The 16380-nt window shown below is 72.9% G+C and carries 16 protein-coding genes; 6 read left to right on the forward strand and 10 right to left on the reverse strand.

From position 1 onward, the window contains the following. Positions 1-79: 79 nt before the first annotated feature. Positions 80-1684: a bis-aminopropyl spermidine synthase family protein gene (locus ABZ801_RS33200; RefSeq protein ID WP_360705520.1), complete on the forward strand. Its 1605-nt coding sequence runs from the start codon at positions 80-82 to the stop codon at positions 1682-1684. Here the strand turns inward: ABZ801_RS33200 and ABZ801_RS33205 are convergent. Both ABZ801_RS33205 and ABZ801_RS33210 read right to left on the reverse strand, forming a co-directional pair. Beyond that, positions 1656-2921 (reverse strand): DUF6596 domain-containing protein, encoded by a 1266-nt coding sequence (locus tag ABZ801_RS33205; RefSeq protein ID WP_360705523.1) that lies wholly within the window; start codon positions 2919-2921, stop codon positions 1656-1658. The two genes, ABZ801_RS33200 and ABZ801_RS33205, sit on opposite strands and share 29 nt — an antisense overlap. Beyond that, complete coding sequence (locus ABZ801_RS33210) at positions 2918-3283, reverse strand: YciI family protein (protein WP_360705526.1); 366 nt, start codon at positions 3281-3283, stop codon at positions 2918-2920. Before ABZ801_RS33210 ends, ABZ801_RS33205 begins: the two co-directional genes overlap by 4 nt. Before the next feature lie 224 nt (positions 3284-3507). Between ABZ801_RS33210 and ABZ801_RS33215 the strand changes: the two genes are divergently transcribed. Further along, complete coding sequence (locus ABZ801_RS33215) at positions 3508-3867, forward strand: antibiotic biosynthesis monooxygenase (protein WP_360705529.1); 360 nt, start codon at positions 3508-3510, stop codon at positions 3865-3867. 322 nt (positions 3868-4189) lie between these two features. Next, a complete protein-coding gene (locus ABZ801_RS33220) occupies positions 4190-5719 on the forward strand; it encodes an MFS transporter (protein ID WP_360705532.1) in 1530 nt (509 codons plus the stop codon). 1 nt (position 5720) lies between these two features. Here ABZ801_RS33220 and sigJ read toward each other — a convergent pair whose 3' ends face one another. The 3 genes from sigJ to ABZ801_RS33235 all read right to left on the reverse strand — a co-directional run bounded on the left by sigJ (position 5721) and on the right by ABZ801_RS33235 (position 8403). Beyond that, on the reverse strand, positions 5721-6608 hold the full coding sequence (sigJ, locus tag ABZ801_RS33225; protein WP_360705535.1) for an RNA polymerase sigma factor SigJ: 888 nt from the start codon (positions 6606-6608) through the stop codon (positions 5721-5723). A gap of 90 nt (positions 6609-6698) precedes the next feature. Next, entirely contained in the window at positions 6699-7901 is a 1203-nt protein-coding gene (locus tag ABZ801_RS33230; protein WP_360705538.1) for a hypothetical protein, read from the reverse strand. A gap of 154 nt (positions 7902-8055) precedes the next feature. Continuing rightward, a complete protein-coding gene (locus ABZ801_RS33235) occupies positions 8056-8403 on the reverse strand; it encodes a hypothetical protein (protein ID WP_360705541.1) in 348 nt (115 codons plus the stop codon). Between the two features lie 243 nt (positions 8404-8646). Here ABZ801_RS33235 and ABZ801_RS33240 point away from each other — a divergent pair, with 243 nt between their 5' ends. Beyond that, positions 8647-9129, forward strand: a complete 483-nt coding sequence (locus ABZ801_RS33240) for a MarR family transcriptional regulator (RefSeq protein WP_360705544.1) — start codon at positions 8647-8649, stop codon at positions 9127-9129. A 15-nt stretch (positions 9130-9144) separates the two neighbouring features. Here ABZ801_RS33240 and ABZ801_RS33245 read toward each other — a convergent pair whose 3' ends face one another. The 3 genes from ABZ801_RS33245 to ABZ801_RS33255 all read right to left on the reverse strand — a co-directional run bounded on the left by ABZ801_RS33245 (position 9145) and on the right by ABZ801_RS33255 (position 12508). Next, positions 9145-10233 (reverse strand): FAD-dependent oxidoreductase, encoded by a 1089-nt coding sequence (locus ABZ801_RS33245; RefSeq protein WP_360705546.1) that lies wholly within the window; start codon positions 10231-10233, stop codon positions 9145-9147. A 255-nt stretch (positions 10234-10488) separates the two neighbouring features. Then, the gene (locus ABZ801_RS33250) at positions 10489-12093 is read right to left on the reverse strand and encodes a multicopper oxidase family protein (protein ID WP_360705549.1); all 1605 of its coding nucleotides are present in this window, start codon (positions 12091-12093) and stop codon (positions 10489-10491) included. Continuing rightward, positions 12086-12508 carry a hypothetical protein gene (locus tag ABZ801_RS33255; RefSeq protein WP_360705552.1) on the reverse strand — a complete coding sequence of 141 codons (423 nt, stop codon included), beginning with the start codon at positions 12506-12508 and terminating at the stop codon, positions 12086-12088. The genes ABZ801_RS33250 and ABZ801_RS33255 overlap by 8 nt, the downstream gene beginning before the upstream one ends. 49 nt (positions 12509-12557) lie before the next feature. On the opposite strand from ABZ801_RS33255, the gene ABZ801_RS33260 reads away from it, so the two are divergent. Further along, positions 12558-13520, forward strand: a complete 963-nt coding sequence (locus tag ABZ801_RS33260; protein ID WP_360705555.1) for a LysR substrate-binding domain-containing protein — start codon at positions 12558-12560, stop codon at positions 13518-13520. Positions 13521-13826: 306 nt separating this feature from the next. Here ABZ801_RS33260 and ABZ801_RS33265 read toward each other — a convergent pair whose 3' ends face one another. Further along, positions 13827-14774, reverse strand: a complete 948-nt coding sequence (locus tag ABZ801_RS33265) for an RNA polymerase sigma-70 factor (protein ID WP_360705558.1) — start codon at positions 14772-14774, stop codon at positions 13827-13829. 290 nt (positions 14775-15064) lie between these two features. After that, positions 15065-15478 carry a hypothetical protein gene (locus tag ABZ801_RS33270; RefSeq protein ID WP_360705561.1) on the reverse strand — a complete coding sequence of 138 codons (414 nt, stop codon included), beginning with the start codon at positions 15476-15478 and terminating at the stop codon, positions 15065-15067. A gap of 121 nt (positions 15479-15599) precedes the next feature. Here ABZ801_RS33270 and ABZ801_RS33275 point away from each other — a divergent pair, with 121 nt between their 5' ends. Beyond that, positions 15600-16310 (forward strand): VOC family protein, encoded by a 711-nt coding sequence (locus ABZ801_RS33275; protein WP_360705564.1) that lies wholly within the window; start codon positions 15600-15602, stop codon positions 16308-16310. Positions 16311-16380: the final 70 nt, after the last annotated feature.

The raw sequence follows: 16380 nt of genomic DNA on the forward strand, positions 1-16380 counted from the left end.
CCGACCAACCGAATTTCCCCCCTCGGGGCCGCGCCGCGGGGCCCCGCGACCGCTCGAACCGTGCCGATAGCATTTGGCAATGGGCGAAGGGGGAGCACCGGGGCTGCCGGTCGTCGCCGACATGGACCCCAGGCGGGCGCACACCGCGCTCAGCCTGCTGGCCGACCGGCGATGGTGGACACTGGCCGATCTGATCCGCGAAACGGCCGCGCCCAGACGCTCGGTCGAGTCCCTGCTGGCGGCGCTGTCCCTGGAACGCGCCGGCGACGGCCGGTTCCGCCTCACGCCCGAGCAGGCCGAGCGGATCGCCGGGGCCCTGCGCACCGGGCACCGCCCCCTCGACCCGGCTGACCCGGTGGCACACCTGCTGCCCGAGCACGCCACCGTGGTGGAGCGGATGGACGCGCTCATCAGGCGGGCGCCGCGCGGCCGGCACGTCCTCGACCACGTCGCCGCCACGCCCGACACCGTCGTGCGCCGGGCGCTGCTGCTGGGCGCCCGGTTCTGGCTGCCGGGCACGCGGCTGCTGTGCGTGGGCGACCACGACCTGACCTCGCTGGCCGTCGGCATGATCCACCCCGACGTCGAGACCACCGTCGTGGACGTCGACGAACGCATCCTGGCCTACATCGACGCCAGCGCCGCCGACCTCGGCCTCAATGTGCGGACCCGCTGGGCCGACCTGCGTCTCGGCCTGCCGCCGTCGGCCGCCGGCCACGCCGACCTGGCCGTCACCGACCCGCCGTACACCGCCGAGGGCGTCGGGCTGTTCGTGGCCCGCGCGCTGGAGGGCCTCCGCGACCACGCGCACGGCCGGGTGCTGCTGGCCTACGGGGCCAGCGACCGCACCCCCATGCTCGCGCTGAAGGTCCAGAACGCCCTGCGCGACCTCAACCTCGTCACCGAGGCCGTCTACCCCGACTTCAACCGGTACTTCGGCGCCGAGGCCATCGGGTCGGCCGCCGACCTGTACCTGCTGCGTCCCACCGGCAAGAGCCTGCCCGCCGCCACCGCCCGCGCCGAACGGTTCAGCGCCGCGATCTACACCCAGGGCCCGCAGGCCGTCGAATCCCGGGCGGCGCTGCGGCTCACCGCCGACGACCTGGCCGACCTGCGGCCCGGCGTGCTGGTGGGGGACTGGCCCAAGCGGGTTCTCCCGGGCGTGCCCAGGGCCCGGCTGACGACCTGGCTGGCCAAGCCGTACGCGGCGACCGTCCGGCACGCCGCCGTCGCGCTGCCCGCGGGACTGGAACCGGCGCTGGTGCGCACCCTGCTGGCCACGCGCGCCGAGCACGTCCGGGTGTTCCTGGCCGAACCTCCGGACGACCTGGCGGACGCGGCCGCGCTGCTGCGACCGGTGTACGAGCTGACCGCCCACGGCCCGGTGGTGGACGCGGTGCGCACACCACCCGCCCCGGACGACGACGCGGCCCGCGTCCTGCGCGCGATCATGGACAGGGCGCACGGGAAGATCGCCAACGCCTGGCGGGACCAGCTGATCGCCCTGCACGACGGCCTCACCAAACGGCAGGCGCGCACCGTGGTCGCCGACACCGCGCCGTGGGCCCACGACGTCACGCCGCTGGAGCTGCCGGCGCACCGCCTGCGCGCGCTGCCCGACGCCGTCCGCGCCTCGCTGCGGGCGGCGGCGGGGGTCACCGCCGCGGCGCCGGCGGCCGGGTGAGACCGCCTGCCTTGCGCTCCAGGTAGCGCTGCTCGGCCAGGCTGGTGGTCAGCCGCGCCGCCGTCCGGTAGCAGGCGCGGGCGCCGTCGGCGTCACCGGCCATCTCCAGCAGGTGCGCGCGTACCGCGTGCAGCCGGTGGTGCCGGGACAGGCGGCCGTCCTCCTCCAACGCCTTCAACCGGTCGAGCCCGGCGCCGGGACCGTGCGCCATCGCCACGGCCACCGCGTGGTTGAGCGCGACCATCGGGCCCGGCGCGATCGTCTGCAGCAGGTCGTACAACCCCAGGATCTGCGGCCAGTCGGTGTCCTCGGCGCGTCCGGCCTCGGCGTGCACGGCGGCGATCGCCGCCTGCAGCTGGTACGGGCCCAGCGGGCACCGCGACAGCGCCTCGGTGATCAGCGCGGTCCCCTCGGCGACGGCATCCCGGTCCCACAGGCCGCGGTCCTGCTCGGCCAGCGGCACCAGCTCGCCGTCGGCGTCGGTACGGGCCGCGCGGCGCGCGTCGGTCAGCAGCGTCAACGCCAGCAGGCCCGCCACCTCACCGTCGTCCGGCAGCAGCCGCCGCAGCATCCGCGCCAGCCGGATCGCCTCGCCGCTGAGCTCCTGGCGCCGCAGCTCGGGGCCGTCGGTCGCGGTGTACCCCTCGTTGAAGACCAGGTACAGCACGTGCAGCACCGCCCGCAGCCGCTCGGCGCGCTCGGCCGCGCCGGGCATCGCGAACCGCGCCCCGGCGGCCCGGACCCGCTGCTTGGCGCGGCTGATGCGCTGCGCCATCGTCGCCTCGGGCACCAGGAACGCGCGGGCGATCTGCGCGGTGGTCAGGCCCCCGACGGCCCGCAGCGTCAGCGCCACCTGCGACACCGGCGACAGCGCCGGATGGCAGCACAGGAACAGCAGCGTCAGCGTGTCGTCGTGCCCGGCCGGGGACCCGGCGTCGGCGGCGGGCGCCAGGAACCGGTCCGGCGGCTGCAGCGCCGCGACCGCGGCCTCCCGTTCGCGCCGCGCCCGGTCGCTGCGCACCTGGTCGGTCAGCCGGCGCGCCGCCACCGTGATCAGCCAGCCGCGCGGGCTGGCGGGCACGCCGTCACGCGGCCACTGCACGGCGGCGGCCAGCAGCGCCTCCTGCACCGCGTCCTCGCAGGCGCCGAAGTCGCCGTAGCGGCGCACGAGCGGGCCGAGGACCCGCGGCGCCAGTTCGCGCAGCAGGTCCTCGACGTCCGCGGCGGGCTCGGTCACACGTCCGCCCCGGCGGAGAACACCACCGGCCGCACCTCCACGCCCAGCAGCCGCGCCTCCGGCATCGTCGCGGCGATCTCCAGGGCGCGCTCGCGGCTGTCGCACTCGACCACGTAGAACCCGGCCAGGTGCTCCTTGGACTCGGCGAACGGGCCGTCGGTCACCACCGTCGCCCCGCCCTCCTCCACCCGCACCACCGCGCTGGTGGACGGGTCGCCGAGGGCGTGCGTGCCGACGAACTCGCCGGACTCCTTCAGCGCCCGCTGGAACGGCTCGTGCGCGTTCATGATCTCGTTGCGCTGCTCCTCGGTCAGCGCGTCGAACGCCGCCGGGTTCATGTGGATCATCAGTAGATACTTCATGTCTGGTCTCCGGTCTCGGTCTCCGTGTTGCGGGCTGTCCGGCGCCCTGGACGGGCACCGTCGCCCCTTGAGTCGGAGCGGCCGGCCCGGGCTCGACATCCCAGCCGAAAAATTTCTCGGCGTCCACCCGGGGCGGCGTCTCCGAGAACTTGCCCTCAACCGCGGTCGAGGTTGCACGATCCAGACAACCGATCCGGACCGCGATCCTGACGAGGAGCGACACCATGAGCACCGACCACGGGTTCTACTCGATCATCGACTACACCGTGGACGGGCCCGAGACCCAGCGCGAGCTCGTGGAGGCGTTCGCCGAGATCCAGGAACGCTGGGTGCGGTTCTACCCCGGCTACCGGTCGGCCCGCTTCCACGTCAGCATCGACGGCACCCGCGTCTACAACATCGTGCACTGGGCCACCGAGGCGGACTACCGGCACTTCGAGGCGACCTCCGACACCGAGGGCCGCATGGCCGCCATCCGCGCCGCGCTGGAGGGCTTGTCCGGGAAGGCCGAGCCGCGGATGAGCGGCGACCCCCGGTACGTGGTGGTGCGCGAGGTCGCACCCGGGCCGCGGCGCGTCGACTGAGCCGCCGGCCGGGCCGCTTGCGCGGGCGGGCCGGACGTGGCAGCGTCACCGTGACGTTCCCGCCCGCGGCCCTGGAGGACGATCTTGACGATCATGGTTTCCGGCGTGGTCTCCGCGTTCGCTTCGGCGTCCGGGCCCGCCACGGCCTGATCGGCTCCTTGCGCCCGTCCCGCCGCACCCGGCCCGGGTGACGGCGCGACGCGCCGTGCCGCCGCGCTCCACACGGCCCGACTGACGCCGTGTGCTCGACGCCGAAGCGATCTCGTTCGGTTCCGTTCGTCGAATCGCGTCTGATCGCGTCGAGTCTTCCTGGAGTCAATCCGTGTGCGCGCACGCTCCGTCCGCGTCGTCTTCCGCGTCGTCGTCCGCCGGCCCGCGGCAGTGGGCCGGACTGGCCGTCCTGGCCCTGCCCACCCTGTTGCTGTCCCTGGACGCCTCCGTCCTGCACCTGGCGGTGCCGCAGCTCGGCGCCGACCTGGCGCCCGGCCCCACCCAGATGCTGTGGATCATCGACGTCTACGGCTTCATGATCGCTGGGCTGCTCGTTCCCATGGGGGTGCTCGGTGACCGCGTCGGCCGCCGCCGGCTGCTGACGATCGGGGCGGCGGCGTTCGGCGCCGCCTCCGTCGCCGCCGCCTGCTCCACCGGCCCCGAGATGCTGATCGCCGCCCGGACGCTCATGGGCGTCGCCGGGGCCACCCTCATGCCGTCCACGCTGTCGCTGATCGGCACGATGTTCCGCGACCCCCGGCAGCGCGGGCTCGCCGTCGGCCTGTGGGCCCTGACGTTCTCGGCCGGCTTCGCGCTCGGCCCCGTGGTCGGCGGGGTCATGCTGCGGCACCTGTGGTGGGGCTCGGTGTTCCTGCTCGCCGTGCCCGTCATGGGGTTGCTGCTGGTCGCCGCGCCCTTCCTGTTGCCGGAGCACCGCGTGCCCGGTGCCGGGCGGCTCGACCCGGCCGCCGTGGCGCTGGCGCTGGCGACCACGCTGCCGATCACCTACGGCGTCAAGGAGCTGCCCGTCCAGGGGCCGCGTCCCGCTGTGGTCGCGGCCGTCGCGCTCGGCGTCGTCGCGGGCGCGGCGTTCGTACGGCGCCAGCGCCGGTCGCCCGCCCCCATGCTGGACCTGCGCCTGTTCCGCGACCGCGCGTTGACCGGCGCGTTGACGATCCTGCTGTTCGGCGCGGCCGTCGGCGGCGGCATCTACCTGTTCGCCGCGCAGTACCTGCAGCTGGTCCAGGGGCTTTCGCCGCTGACGGCCGGGCTGTGGCTGCTGCCCGCCGCGGCCGCCCTCGGCGTCGGGTCCCTCGCCGCCCCGATCGCCGCGCGGCGCCTGCGTCCCGGCCATGTCGTCGCGGCCGGGCTGGTGGTCGCGGCGGCCGGGTTCCTGCTGCTCGCCCAGGCCGACGCGGCCTGGGGGCCGCCGCCGGTGGTGGCCGGACTCGCCCTGGTCTTCCTGGGTTCCAGCCCCGCCACGGCGCTGGGCACCGACCTCGTCGTCGGCTCGGCCCCTCAGGACAAGGCGGGCGCGGCGTCGGCGCTGGGGGAGACCAGCACCGAACTGGGCGTGGCGCTGGGCGTCGCCGTGCTCGGCAGCGCAGGCACCGCCGTCTACCGTGACCGGCTCGGCGCGGCCGTCCCGGCGGACGCCCGCGACACCCTGGCGGGCGCGGTGTCGGCCGCCGGGCGGCTGCCCGCGCCGGTCGGCGACCGGCTGCTGGCGTCCGCGCGCGACGCCTTCACCGCCGGGATGGCCGCCGCGGCGCTGACCTGCCTGGTCATCGCGCTGGTGCTGGCGGTCGTGGCGGCGCGGGCGCTGCGCCACGTCCCGCCCACCGGACGACCCGGGCGGTAGGTCAGGACGCGTCCAGGGCGGTCAGGTCGAGCGCGGACAGCCGCTCGGGATCGGCCAGGATGTCCAGCGCGACGATCCGCCCGTCGCGGATCGTGAAGCTCATCACCGAGAACGGGCGGCCGTCGCGCGTCGACACGACCCCGGCCGCCCCGTTCACCAGCGCCGGACGCGCGGACTCGGTCAGCCGCGCGAAGGTGAGCGCCTGCCGGGCCACGGTCGCGGCCCCGCGGATCACGTTCAGCACGCCGGGGCCCGCCGGCCCGGCGTCCGACCGCAACACCACGTCCGGATCCAGCACCGCCAGCAGCGCCTCGAAGTCGCCGCCCCGCGCGGCCGCCGAGAACGCCTCGACGACCGCACGCTGGCGGTGCGGGTCCGGATCGGGCGCCGGGGCCGCACCACGCACCCGGCCGCGCGCCCGGCTGGCCAGCTTGCGCGCCGCGGCCGGAGTGCGGTCCACGATCGGGGCGATGTCCTCGAACGGCACCCCGAACATGTCGTGCAGCACGAACGCCAGCCGCTCGGCGGGCGCCAGCGACTGCAGCACCACCAGCAGCGCCAGCCCCACCGCGTCGGCCACCAGCGCCTCCTGCTCGGGATCGAGCCCGTCGGCGCGGCTGACGATCGGATCGGGCAGCCCCCGCTCCAGCGGCTCCTCACGCCGCGAGGTACGCGACCGCAGCATGTCCAGGCACACCCGGCCGACCACCGTGGTCAGCCAGCCGCCCAGGTTCGCCACCTCGTCGGCGTCGGTGCGGCTCAGCCGCAGCCACGCCTCCTGCACGGCGTCCTCGGCCTCACTGAGCGAGCCGAGCATGCGGTAGGCGACGGCCTTGAGGCGGTCGCGGTGCTCCTCGAAACGGGCGGCCAGCAGATCACGATCGTTCATGCTTCACAGTTCCTTCACCGGGTTCGTCACCGCTATGACGGATCCCGGGGCGCCGATGTGACCGGGGCGCCGATGTGACCGGGGGCACGTTCAGGACGGCGCTTCGGCCAGACGGCGGCAGGCGTCGCGGTCGTGCGGCAGCCCGGCGCGCTTGAACGCCAGATGGGCGTTGCCGTTCCTGCTGTCCCACAGGCTCTCGTTGGCCACCAGCGCGCGAAGGTAGGCGCGCTGCGCGTCGGTGAGACGGGCGGGAGGCGCGGGCGGATCGCCCGGGTCGGGGAACGCGGCGGCCAGCAGGCGTCCCCAGTCGGAGTCGGCGCAGAACGGGCTGGTGATCTCGGCGATGGCGAGGGCCGGCGGCAGCAGCCGCTCGAAGTCGCCGACGCGGCGCAGCGCCGCGTCCAGCAGGGTGAACCGCACGTGCATGCCGAACTGCGGGGGCCGGTCGGTGAACCACGCGTCGGCCTCGGCCGGACGGCGCAGCGCCGTCAGCAGTTCCGCCGCGGCCGCCGGATCGTCCTCCAGCGCCGGGGCGAGCGCCGCGCAGGCGCGCACCGCCGGGTCCGGGTCGGCCAGGAAGTCGCGCGGCGCCACCCCCAGGTGCCCCAGCGTCAGCACGAGCGCGGCCCGCTCGTCCCGGTGGGCGGTGCGGCGTGCGGCCTGCTCCACCTGGGCGGCGACCCGACCGCGGTGGCCGCCCAGCCCGGGCAGGGCCAGCAGCGACGCCGCCGCGTCGGCCGCGGTGACCCGCACGCGCGGATCGTTGTCGGCGATGGCCGCCTCGACCGGCGGCAGCAGGACCGGGGCCACCGACCGAATCTCCAGCACCACCCGCGCGATGATCGCGTCGGCCGCGGCATCGGCCAGCGCCTCGGTGTCGTCGTCGTCGAGCATCGCGTTCCACGCCGCCTGGATCTCCTCCTCGGCGACGCCGGGCGGATGGGCGATCGCGGAGAGCTCGTCGTCGCCGAGGTCGGGCTGGCCCGCCGCCGCGACCTCTGCGAGAAACTCCAGCAGCGGCGCCCGCAGTGCGGCCTCGCCCTCGGCGGCCGGCGCGGCGGCCGCCGGATCCGCCACCAGCCCGGCCACCACCAGCGCCGCCGGGGCCGTCACCGCCCAGGGCGTCCCTTGGTGGATCACCGCGCTCCACAGATGTTCGAGCGCGGCGCCCCGCGCGGCGACGTCCCCGCCGGTCAGCGCCCGCAGGTGGCCCGGGGTGTCACCCGCCGCGCCATAGGCGTGGAACAAACGCGTCCAGTCGACGTCCGCGACCGCGTCCCAGCCGATGGTCATGCCCCGTCATCCCCCCAGGCTCTGGTCAACAAGCTCGTGCGGAAACCCAGGAGCGTACCGGGATCACGGCCGTCCCGTCCCGCCCCGGCCGGACTGGGCGACGGCCTCACGCACCGCCGGGACGATCTCCCTGGCCCAGCGTCCCAGCGCCACGTCACGCAGCGTGCCGCCGCGCCGGGAAGTACACGAAGCCGGCTGCGCCGTGCCCCAGCACCGCGCCGGTGAGCTCCTCGGCCCACTGCCCGACCGAACCGCCGATCCACCGGCCGTCGCCGTCGCGCGTGACCGGCACCGGCGCGTCGGTGATGACGCCCGGCAGGTTGTAGACGGTGGCGATGTCGGCGGGGAGCGGCCCACGGCCACCGCCGCCTCGTCGATGACCGGCCGGGACGACCGGTACCGCTCGCTGAACCAGTCCGCGGCCCGCCCCGGAATCCCCTCTGCCGGTGACGGCCACCGACCCCGGCCCGCCCTGGAGCAGCCAGTGATCCTCACCGTGCATGAGATGAAGCGGCTGGCACGCAACGCCGCTGAGCTGATGACCCTGGCGGGGCCCTGCAGGCGGACGGGATCCAGCCGGATCTGCTGTCCGGGCCGCTGACCGGCATCTACGACCCGATGCCGAACATCGGTCCGCGTTCCGTCATCGTCATTTCCGAAAGGATTCGCTCTTGCGTTAGTCGGGTAGTTCGCGTCACGAACCCCGCCGATGTCAAGTCCTCACCGCCTGCCGTACGCTGGCTGCGTGGGAAAAACCGTCGGTGAGCACATGGGGGTCGTGACCGCGCTGGTGCGTTCGTCTTTCCTGGTGGACGCCGTATACGCCCGGTCGAGCCGCGCCTTTGGGCTGACCCAGCAGCAAGGGCAGCTGTTGTGCGTGCTGATGGCGCGGCCGTACTGCATGAGGGAACTGGGGCAGGTGCTGGGGCTGGCCAAGTCGAGCCTCACCGGCCTGGTGGACCGCAGCGCCCAGCGCGGCCTGGTGCGCCGCGCGCAGACCCCGGAGGACGGACGGATGGTCCGCGTCGAACTCACCCCCGAGGGCGCGCGGCTGGCAGAGGAGTTCTACGCCGAGACCTGCCGCCGCGTCGAGGCCCTGGCGTCCGGCCTCGACGACACCGGCCGCGCCACGCTCGCCGATCTGCTCGGCCGCCTGGTCGAGGAGAACGAGGTGCCGGAGGTCTTCCTCCCCTGGGAGGAGGAAGCCTCCGCCTCGCCCGACCGCTGAGCGCTCCGGGCTGTGTCAGGCGGTGCCGAACAGCTCGGCGAAGCGTCCGACCAGCAGTTCCCTGCCCTTGTACTCGCTGATCACCTCGGCCGGCAGCAGGCTGGGACCGTCCGGCGACGGAGCCTGTCCCACGCCGCCGTTCGGCCCCAGCGGCAGCAGGATCGCCGGGACGGGAGACGGCCGGTACACGGCCGTGGGCCGCTCACCCCGCGCCTGGGCGATGATGTTCTGCGCCACGACCTCGGCGTGCTTCATCGCGTTCGCCGCCATCTTGGCCTCGGCCAGATCGGTGACGTCACCGATCGCGTAGATCCGGTCGTGCCCTTCGACGTTGAGCGTCTCGGTCACCCGGACCCGCCCCTGCGGCGTGCGCACGGCGACCCGGCCGTCGGCCAGGTAGTCAGCGTTGGTCCGCACCCCGTAGCAGCGGAACCAGATGTCGGCCGTGATCGCTCCGCCGGTGGTGGCGACGTCGAACGTCTTGGCGCGTCCCGGCTCGACGGGCGGCTGCTCGGCCAGGGCGGTGCCCAGACTCAGCTCCACGCCCAGCGCGTCGAGCTGGCGGTGCAGCTCCTCACGCAGCTCCGGCATGAAGCCCTCCACCAGCCGCTCGGCCGGATCGACGATCACCACGTGCTTGTCCGGCCACACCGCCTTGATCTCACCCGCCAGCTCCAGCCCGACCGGCCCGGCGCCGGCGATCAGCACCCGCTGCGCACCCGCGAGCTCGTCATGCGCAGCCCGCAACCGCGCCAGCCCCTCGTCGGACGAGTCGGTGTCCATCTTGGCGGGGAAGGGATAGCCGGACCCGGACGCCAGGACGACGAAATCGGCGTCGACACGTCCGCCCGACGCCAGGGTGACACCGCCCGGATCCACCGACACCGCGCGCTCGCGGACCACCGTGCCGCGCCGGAGCAGCCGGTCATACGGGAAGAACATGTTGCCCGCCCAATCGGGCTGCACCAGCGCACGCAACGCTCCGGCACTGTGGACGAACGCGTCCTTGGGTTCGATCAACACCACGTCGGTCTCGGCGTCCAGTGCCTTGGCGACCGCCGCACCCCCGTACCCTCCACCGATGACCGCAACGACAGCACCCATGATTCCTCCACATCTCGTTCGTAGAACGAACAATATTAGTTCGCACTACGAACGGCAATCTGGTGGGGTGCGTCCCGGGGGTGTTCTCCGCCACGCTGAGAAGCCTCACCGAAGACGTCACGCGGCTTGTCCCGGGCCGGAACGCCGTCGCCGGCCCCACCACGGCTGGCTCGAATGTTCGTCCAGCCCGTGGTGGAGCGGTGCGGGCACGGGGTCGATGACGGTCGTGCGCTGGAGTGAGGCAACGCGACGCCTCTAGATGATCTCGAGGTTGGCCATCATCCCCATGTCCTCGTGTTCGGCGTTGTGGCAGTGGAAGAGGTAACGGCCGCGGTAGCCGTCGAAACGGGTGATGATCTCCACTGCTTCGCCCGGCCGGAGCGAGATGGTGTCCTTGAGGCCCGCGTCGTGCGGCAGCGGCGGCCTGCCGCTGCGCGAGAGCACCCGGAAGCCGACCAGGTGCAGGTGGACGGGATGGTGGACGTCGGCGACCAGCCGCCACACTTCCACGTCGCCGAGACGGGTGGTGACATCGGAGCGGGCGGGATCGAACGGCAGCCCGCCGATCAGCCAGCCATGGTCGCCGCGCATGCGCCCGGCGCGGAAGGCGAAGTCGCGCACCCGGACGGCCTCCGATCGTCTCCAGACCGGCAGGTCGTGAGAGAGCGTGCGGGGGATGCGGCTGTCATCGGCGGCGCGGCGTGCGACGCGGAAGGCCATCACGTCGCGGGTACGGCCCGAGCCGAGCCGGTTGAGGATCCTGACGCGGCCGCCGATCGGGACACCGGAGAAGTCGACGATCACGTCGTAGCGTTCGGCGGGCGCGATCGGCAGCGACGCGTGGGTGACCGGGGCGGCGAGCAGTCCCTGGTCGGCGCCGATCTGGACGAGATCGAGCCGACGTCCGTCGTCGGTGACCGCTTCGAGCTCGTAGTGCCGGGCGTTGGAGGCGTTGAGGACGCGCAGCCGGTACCGGGCCGCGTCGACCTCGTGCACGGGCCACGGGGCGCCGTTGACCAGGATCACGTCGCCGAGGACTCCGGCGAGATACGCCTCGCGGACACCCGGCCGCTCCCGCAGGGTGGGGTCGAGCGCGGGGTAGGCGAGGCCGCCGTCGGCGGCGAACGCACGGTCGGCGATCATGAGGGGCAGTTCACGCGGCCCCGCGGGCAGGCCGAGATCGTCCTCGGCGTCGTCGCGGACGATGTGCAGCCCGGCCAGGCCCCGCCAGATCGCGGGCGCGGTGAAGTCCATCCGGTGGTCGTGGTACCACAGCAGCGTCGGCCGCTGGTCCAGCGGGAAGGTGTAGTCCCGCGTCAGCTTGGTCACCACGGCCCGTGGATCGTGCATGCCATGCCCGGAGCCGTGCCCCGTGTGCGTGGCGGCGTCGTGCCGGCCTTCGGGCAGGACGAGGTCGGTCGGGTATCCGTCGGAGGCTGCCGGGGTGCGTCCGCCGTGCAGGTGCACGACGGTCGGCAGGGGCAGTTCGTTGCGGTGCGTCACGGTGACCGGACGGCCGCGGCGCGACTCGATCGTCGGCCCCGGGAAGGTGCCCCCGTACGTCCATAGCGGCGTTTTGACGGCGGGCAGGATCTCCGCGCTCGCTTCGCGCTGGGTGATCTCGTAATGGTCGGCGCCGCCCGAGGTGCCGACGGGCTTCAGCACGGCGGGAATCGGCAGCGGCACCTGGAAGGGCGGCGGCAGCGGTACGGCGCTGCGCAGCTCGGCACCGGTGATCGACGGCCGGCGGGCCAGCGCGGCCGAGGTCGACAGCCCGGCGGCCGCCACCAGCCCGAGCGCCCCGCCGACGCCGAGCATCCGCCGCCTGGTCAGGCCGCGGCCCTCCTCCTGCTCACGCATCGCGGGCCTCCCGCCGCAGCAGAGGCTGACGCCAGACGGCGAGGAACTGCACGACGAGCGCGACGACGGTCATCACTCCCAACGGGATGTGCAACCACAGTGCGCCTTCCAGGCCGGCGAAGTACTGCACCGTCTCGGCCGCCACCACCGCCATCGTGCCCAGGAACGGCCAGCGCTGACGCAACCGCACCCATACCGCGATCGCTGCGATCACTTGCACGTAGCCGACGGAGGTGACCACGTCGGCACCCATCGCGTGCCAGCGCAGGCTGTCGAAGTCGCCGGTCAGATACACCCCGGCGAACACCGGCTGGCCGGTGATCGCCACCACGTGCGCGCTGACGACGGCCCGGAAGACCCACCCGGTCGGCGTTGTCCGACGCGCGGCAGCGGATCCCGGACTGCTGGGGGCCATGAGGGATCCTCCTCACTGTGATCTCCATGTATGAACGCCCCCGGAGATTATGACCTTTGAGTTATCTTGTCTAAGATCAATATTGCTATGGGGTTATGTCGCCGGAGGCATGATGGAGCTGAACTCGCTCAAGCAGTTCCTGGTCGTGGCGCGGCTGGAGCACCTCAGCCGGGCAGCCGACGAGCTTCACATCGCCCAGCCCTCGCTGAGCCGTACCATCGCCCGGTTGGAGAGCGAGCTGGGCACACCGCTGTTCGACCGGAGCGGCCGGCTCCGGCTGAACGACACGGGCAAGCTCTTCCGCGATCACGTCGAACGGGCCCTCGGCGAACTCGAGGCCGGACGACGCGCCGTCGCCGAGGCCACCAGCGGAGGTCTGGGCACCGTGAGACTGGCGTCGGAGACCTTCCTCACCCTCACCGGGCCGCTGGCGGCCTACAAGCGCGCCCATCCCTCCGTCGAGATCGAGCTCTACTGGTCGCCGGCCGAGGACATGGCCCGCCGCCTGCGCGCACAAGAGGTCGATCTGTGCGTCGCCTCGCAGCCGCTGCACGCCGAAGGCCTGGAGTCGGCACGGCTGTTCGACGAGGCGGTGGAGGTGGTCACGACACTCGACCATCCGTTGGCCGGCCGTACGTCCGTGACCATCGACGAACTCGCCGACCAGCCCTTCATCACCGCCCGCAAAGGGCACTGGCTGCGCGGACTGCTCGATCGGCTCTTCGCCGCACGAGACCTCACCCCGAACATCGTCTGCGAAGGCGACGAACCCAGCGCCATCGCGGAGCTGATCGGCGCGGGACTCGGCATCGGCCTCGTCCCCGTCTTCGCCCGCCGCAGCGCCACGGGCGTCCCCGCCGCCTGGATCGCCGTCGACAGCCCCGACTGCCGTCGTACGGTCACCGTCTACTGGAGCGCTGACAGCCACCTGTCAACCGCCGCCCGGTTGATGCGCAGCACGCTCACCCAATGGAACTGGAGCAGCGGCGAACCCCAAGACGCACGCCGATGATCAGCTCCGCGGGTGGGCGTGCCACGCCCCGGGTCGTCCTGCTCCGATGAGGCCGCGGGGCTTCACGCCCACGAACTCCCGCCGGACGGCAGCATGCGCATCGTCGCCCTGATCACCGACGCCAACGCCCTGCACCGGGCACACGGTCGTCATCGGACACAACTCGGGCGGCTTCGCGACCTGCGGCGCCGCCGCCCACGCCCCCATGGAGCACCGGTCGAGGCCGTGTCGCCGACGTCTCGTCCGCCGGAAGCCTCTCGTGACACTGGCCGTGTGCGGGGGCGTAGCGGTTGCAGGTCGTTTGCCTTAGCGGCTTACCTCGGTCTGCTGCTCCACATGCGACAGCTTCTCGGGGTTGCGGACGTGGTAGAGGCCGGCGATGTAGCCGTTGTCGACCCGCACCGCCAGCACGCCGTCGATCTCGCCGTTGAGCCGGACGAGCAGGCCCGGGCTGCCGTTGACCTGTATCGGCTCGACTGACCTTTTGACGCCGTGCTTGTTCCATCCGCTCGCCAGCAGGCGAGCCACCTTCTCCGCGCCCACGACGGGACGCAGCAGGGCATGCTTGACTCCGCCGCCGTCGCTGAGGGCGACGACGTCCGGGGCCAGGATGTCGAGCAGGCTTTGCAGGTCGCCGGTCTGGACCGCTCGTTGGAAGGCGTGGAGTGCGGCTCGGGTCTCGGCGGGGGAGACGGTGCCCCGTGGTCGGCGTGCGGCGACGTGCGCCCGTGCCCGGTAGGCGAGCTGGCGGACCGCGGCGGGGGTCTTGTCGACGGCTTCGGCGATCTCGTCGTAGTCCAGGTCGAACACCTCGCGCAGCACGAACACCGCCCGTTCGGTCGGCTGCAGCGTCTCCAGCACCAGCAGCATCGCCATCGAGACGCTGTCGGCGAGTTCGACGTCCTCCGCCACGTCAGGTGCGGTCAGCAACGGCTCGGGCAACCATGGTCCGACATAGGACTCCTTGCGCCGGCCGAGCGCGCGCAGCCGGTCCAGCGCCTGCCGGGTGACGATCCGCACCAGGTAGGCACGCTGCTCCCGCACCGTGGCCTGATCGACGCCCACCCATCGCAGCCAGGTCTCCTGCAGGACGTCTTCGGCGTCGGTGGCCGAACCGAGCATCTCGTAGGCGACGGTGAACAGCAGGTTTCGGTGGGCAACGAACGCCTCAGTCGCAGAGTCCACCGAGTCCACGCGGCCGGCGTGATCGAGCGGCTCGGCTGTGCCCCCGGTTCGTTCGCTGCGCTCGCTCATGCCCGACTCCTGCCTGATCGCTCCTCGCACTGCCACACGCACAAGACGCCAGCCCCCATCGCTTTGTAACACCCCCGGTGGATGACCTATGTCACAGAGCCGCGCTGTTACAGAGATCGGGGCGCCGGCGTCTCGTGGTCGTCAGAACCCCGCGCGAACGAACGATCCAGGCGGCCCACAACACGACGAGTCGAGTTCCAGAGGTAGCGGGCCAAGGCGTTCGGCGTCTACGGGGCGGTCTCGGCCGCCGGCGAAGGCCTGGGGCTGCTGCTTGGCGGTGCGCTCACCACCTACCTGTCCTGGCGGTGGCGCATGTCCATCCACCTGATCTTCGCCGCGATCTCGATGCTGCTGGTGGGCAGGCTGCAGGGGGCCGTTTGCCGCTGATGACCGGCGGAGCTGAACGGGTCGTGTTCATGTTCGGTTCCGGCGGTGGCCTGGCGAATCCGCTCCGCGCGAGCTGTAGCGGGGTGTCGCCAATGCGTGCCGACGGCAGGCATTGGCGAGACCAGACGCATCCCGGCCGGATTGTCCACGAGCGATACCCGGCTGGCCAGCAACGCGTCCAGGTTGTAGCCGGACACGCGGTGGGGGATGTCGGGGTAGCGGGTGCGGATCCGCGCCAGGTTGGCGTCGCGCAGGGCCCGCAGGTCGCGTCGCGTGCCCTGGTCGGCAGCGAGTCGACCCTGGTCACTGTGCTGCACGCGGAGATTTCACTGGTGCCGGTGCCGGCCCACCAGGCGCTGGTCGTCCTCGGCTACCCCTCAAGGCCCGTCAGGGCTCGGCGACCGACCCCAAAACTCTGGACGCTGTACGATGTTTTGCATGCGCGCCGAAACCGTGATCCCGTGCCTGCCCTGCCGCCACCTCGACGACGTGCTGCCGTTCTACGAGGCGCTCGGCTTCGAGGTGACCTACCGTCAAGAGCGCCCCAACCCGTACGCCGCCGTCCTTCGCGGCGGGATCGAGCTGCACTTCTTCGGTGTCCCCGAGTTCGACCCGGCGCAGTCCATGGCGACCGTGGTCGTGCTCGTCCCGGACACCGAGGCGCTGCACGCGGCGTTCGCGGCGGGACTGCGCCGCGCATACGGCAAGATCCCGGTGTCGGGGATACCGCGCATGACCCGGCCACGGCGCATGCAGGGCACCGCGGGCGGGTTCATGGTGGTCGATCCCGGCGGGAACTGGGTGCGGATCAGCAGGTACAAGGACGACGCCGACGAGCCCGACCCGTCGGAGGGCCGGCTGGCGCGGATAGTGGCCACGGCCGCGCGGCAGGCCGATGCCCGCGGTGACGAAACTGCGGGAATCCGCGTGTTGGAGAACGGGCTGGCCAGGCACGCCGACGCGCCGCCCGCCCAGCGCCTGCCCGCGCTGGTCTACCTGGCCGAATTGCGACTGCGCACAGGAGACCGGGACGGCGCGGCGGCAGTGCTGGCCGACGTCGAAACGATGGAACTGACCGCGGCCGAACGCCAGGCCCTCGCCAAGGACCTCGCGACCGCAGTCGAGTTGACGGCCGACCTCGCCCGCTGACGCGGCGTCGTCTCGCCAGGGGACGATGCACACGCCGGAGCCTTACACCCCGGCCGCAGTGCGGACCGTT

This window comes from Actinomadura sp. NPDC047616 (genome assembly GCF_040642915.1).
GTDB lineage: Bacteria > Actinomycetota > Actinomycetes > Streptosporangiales > Streptosporangiaceae > Spirillospora > Spirillospora miaoliensis.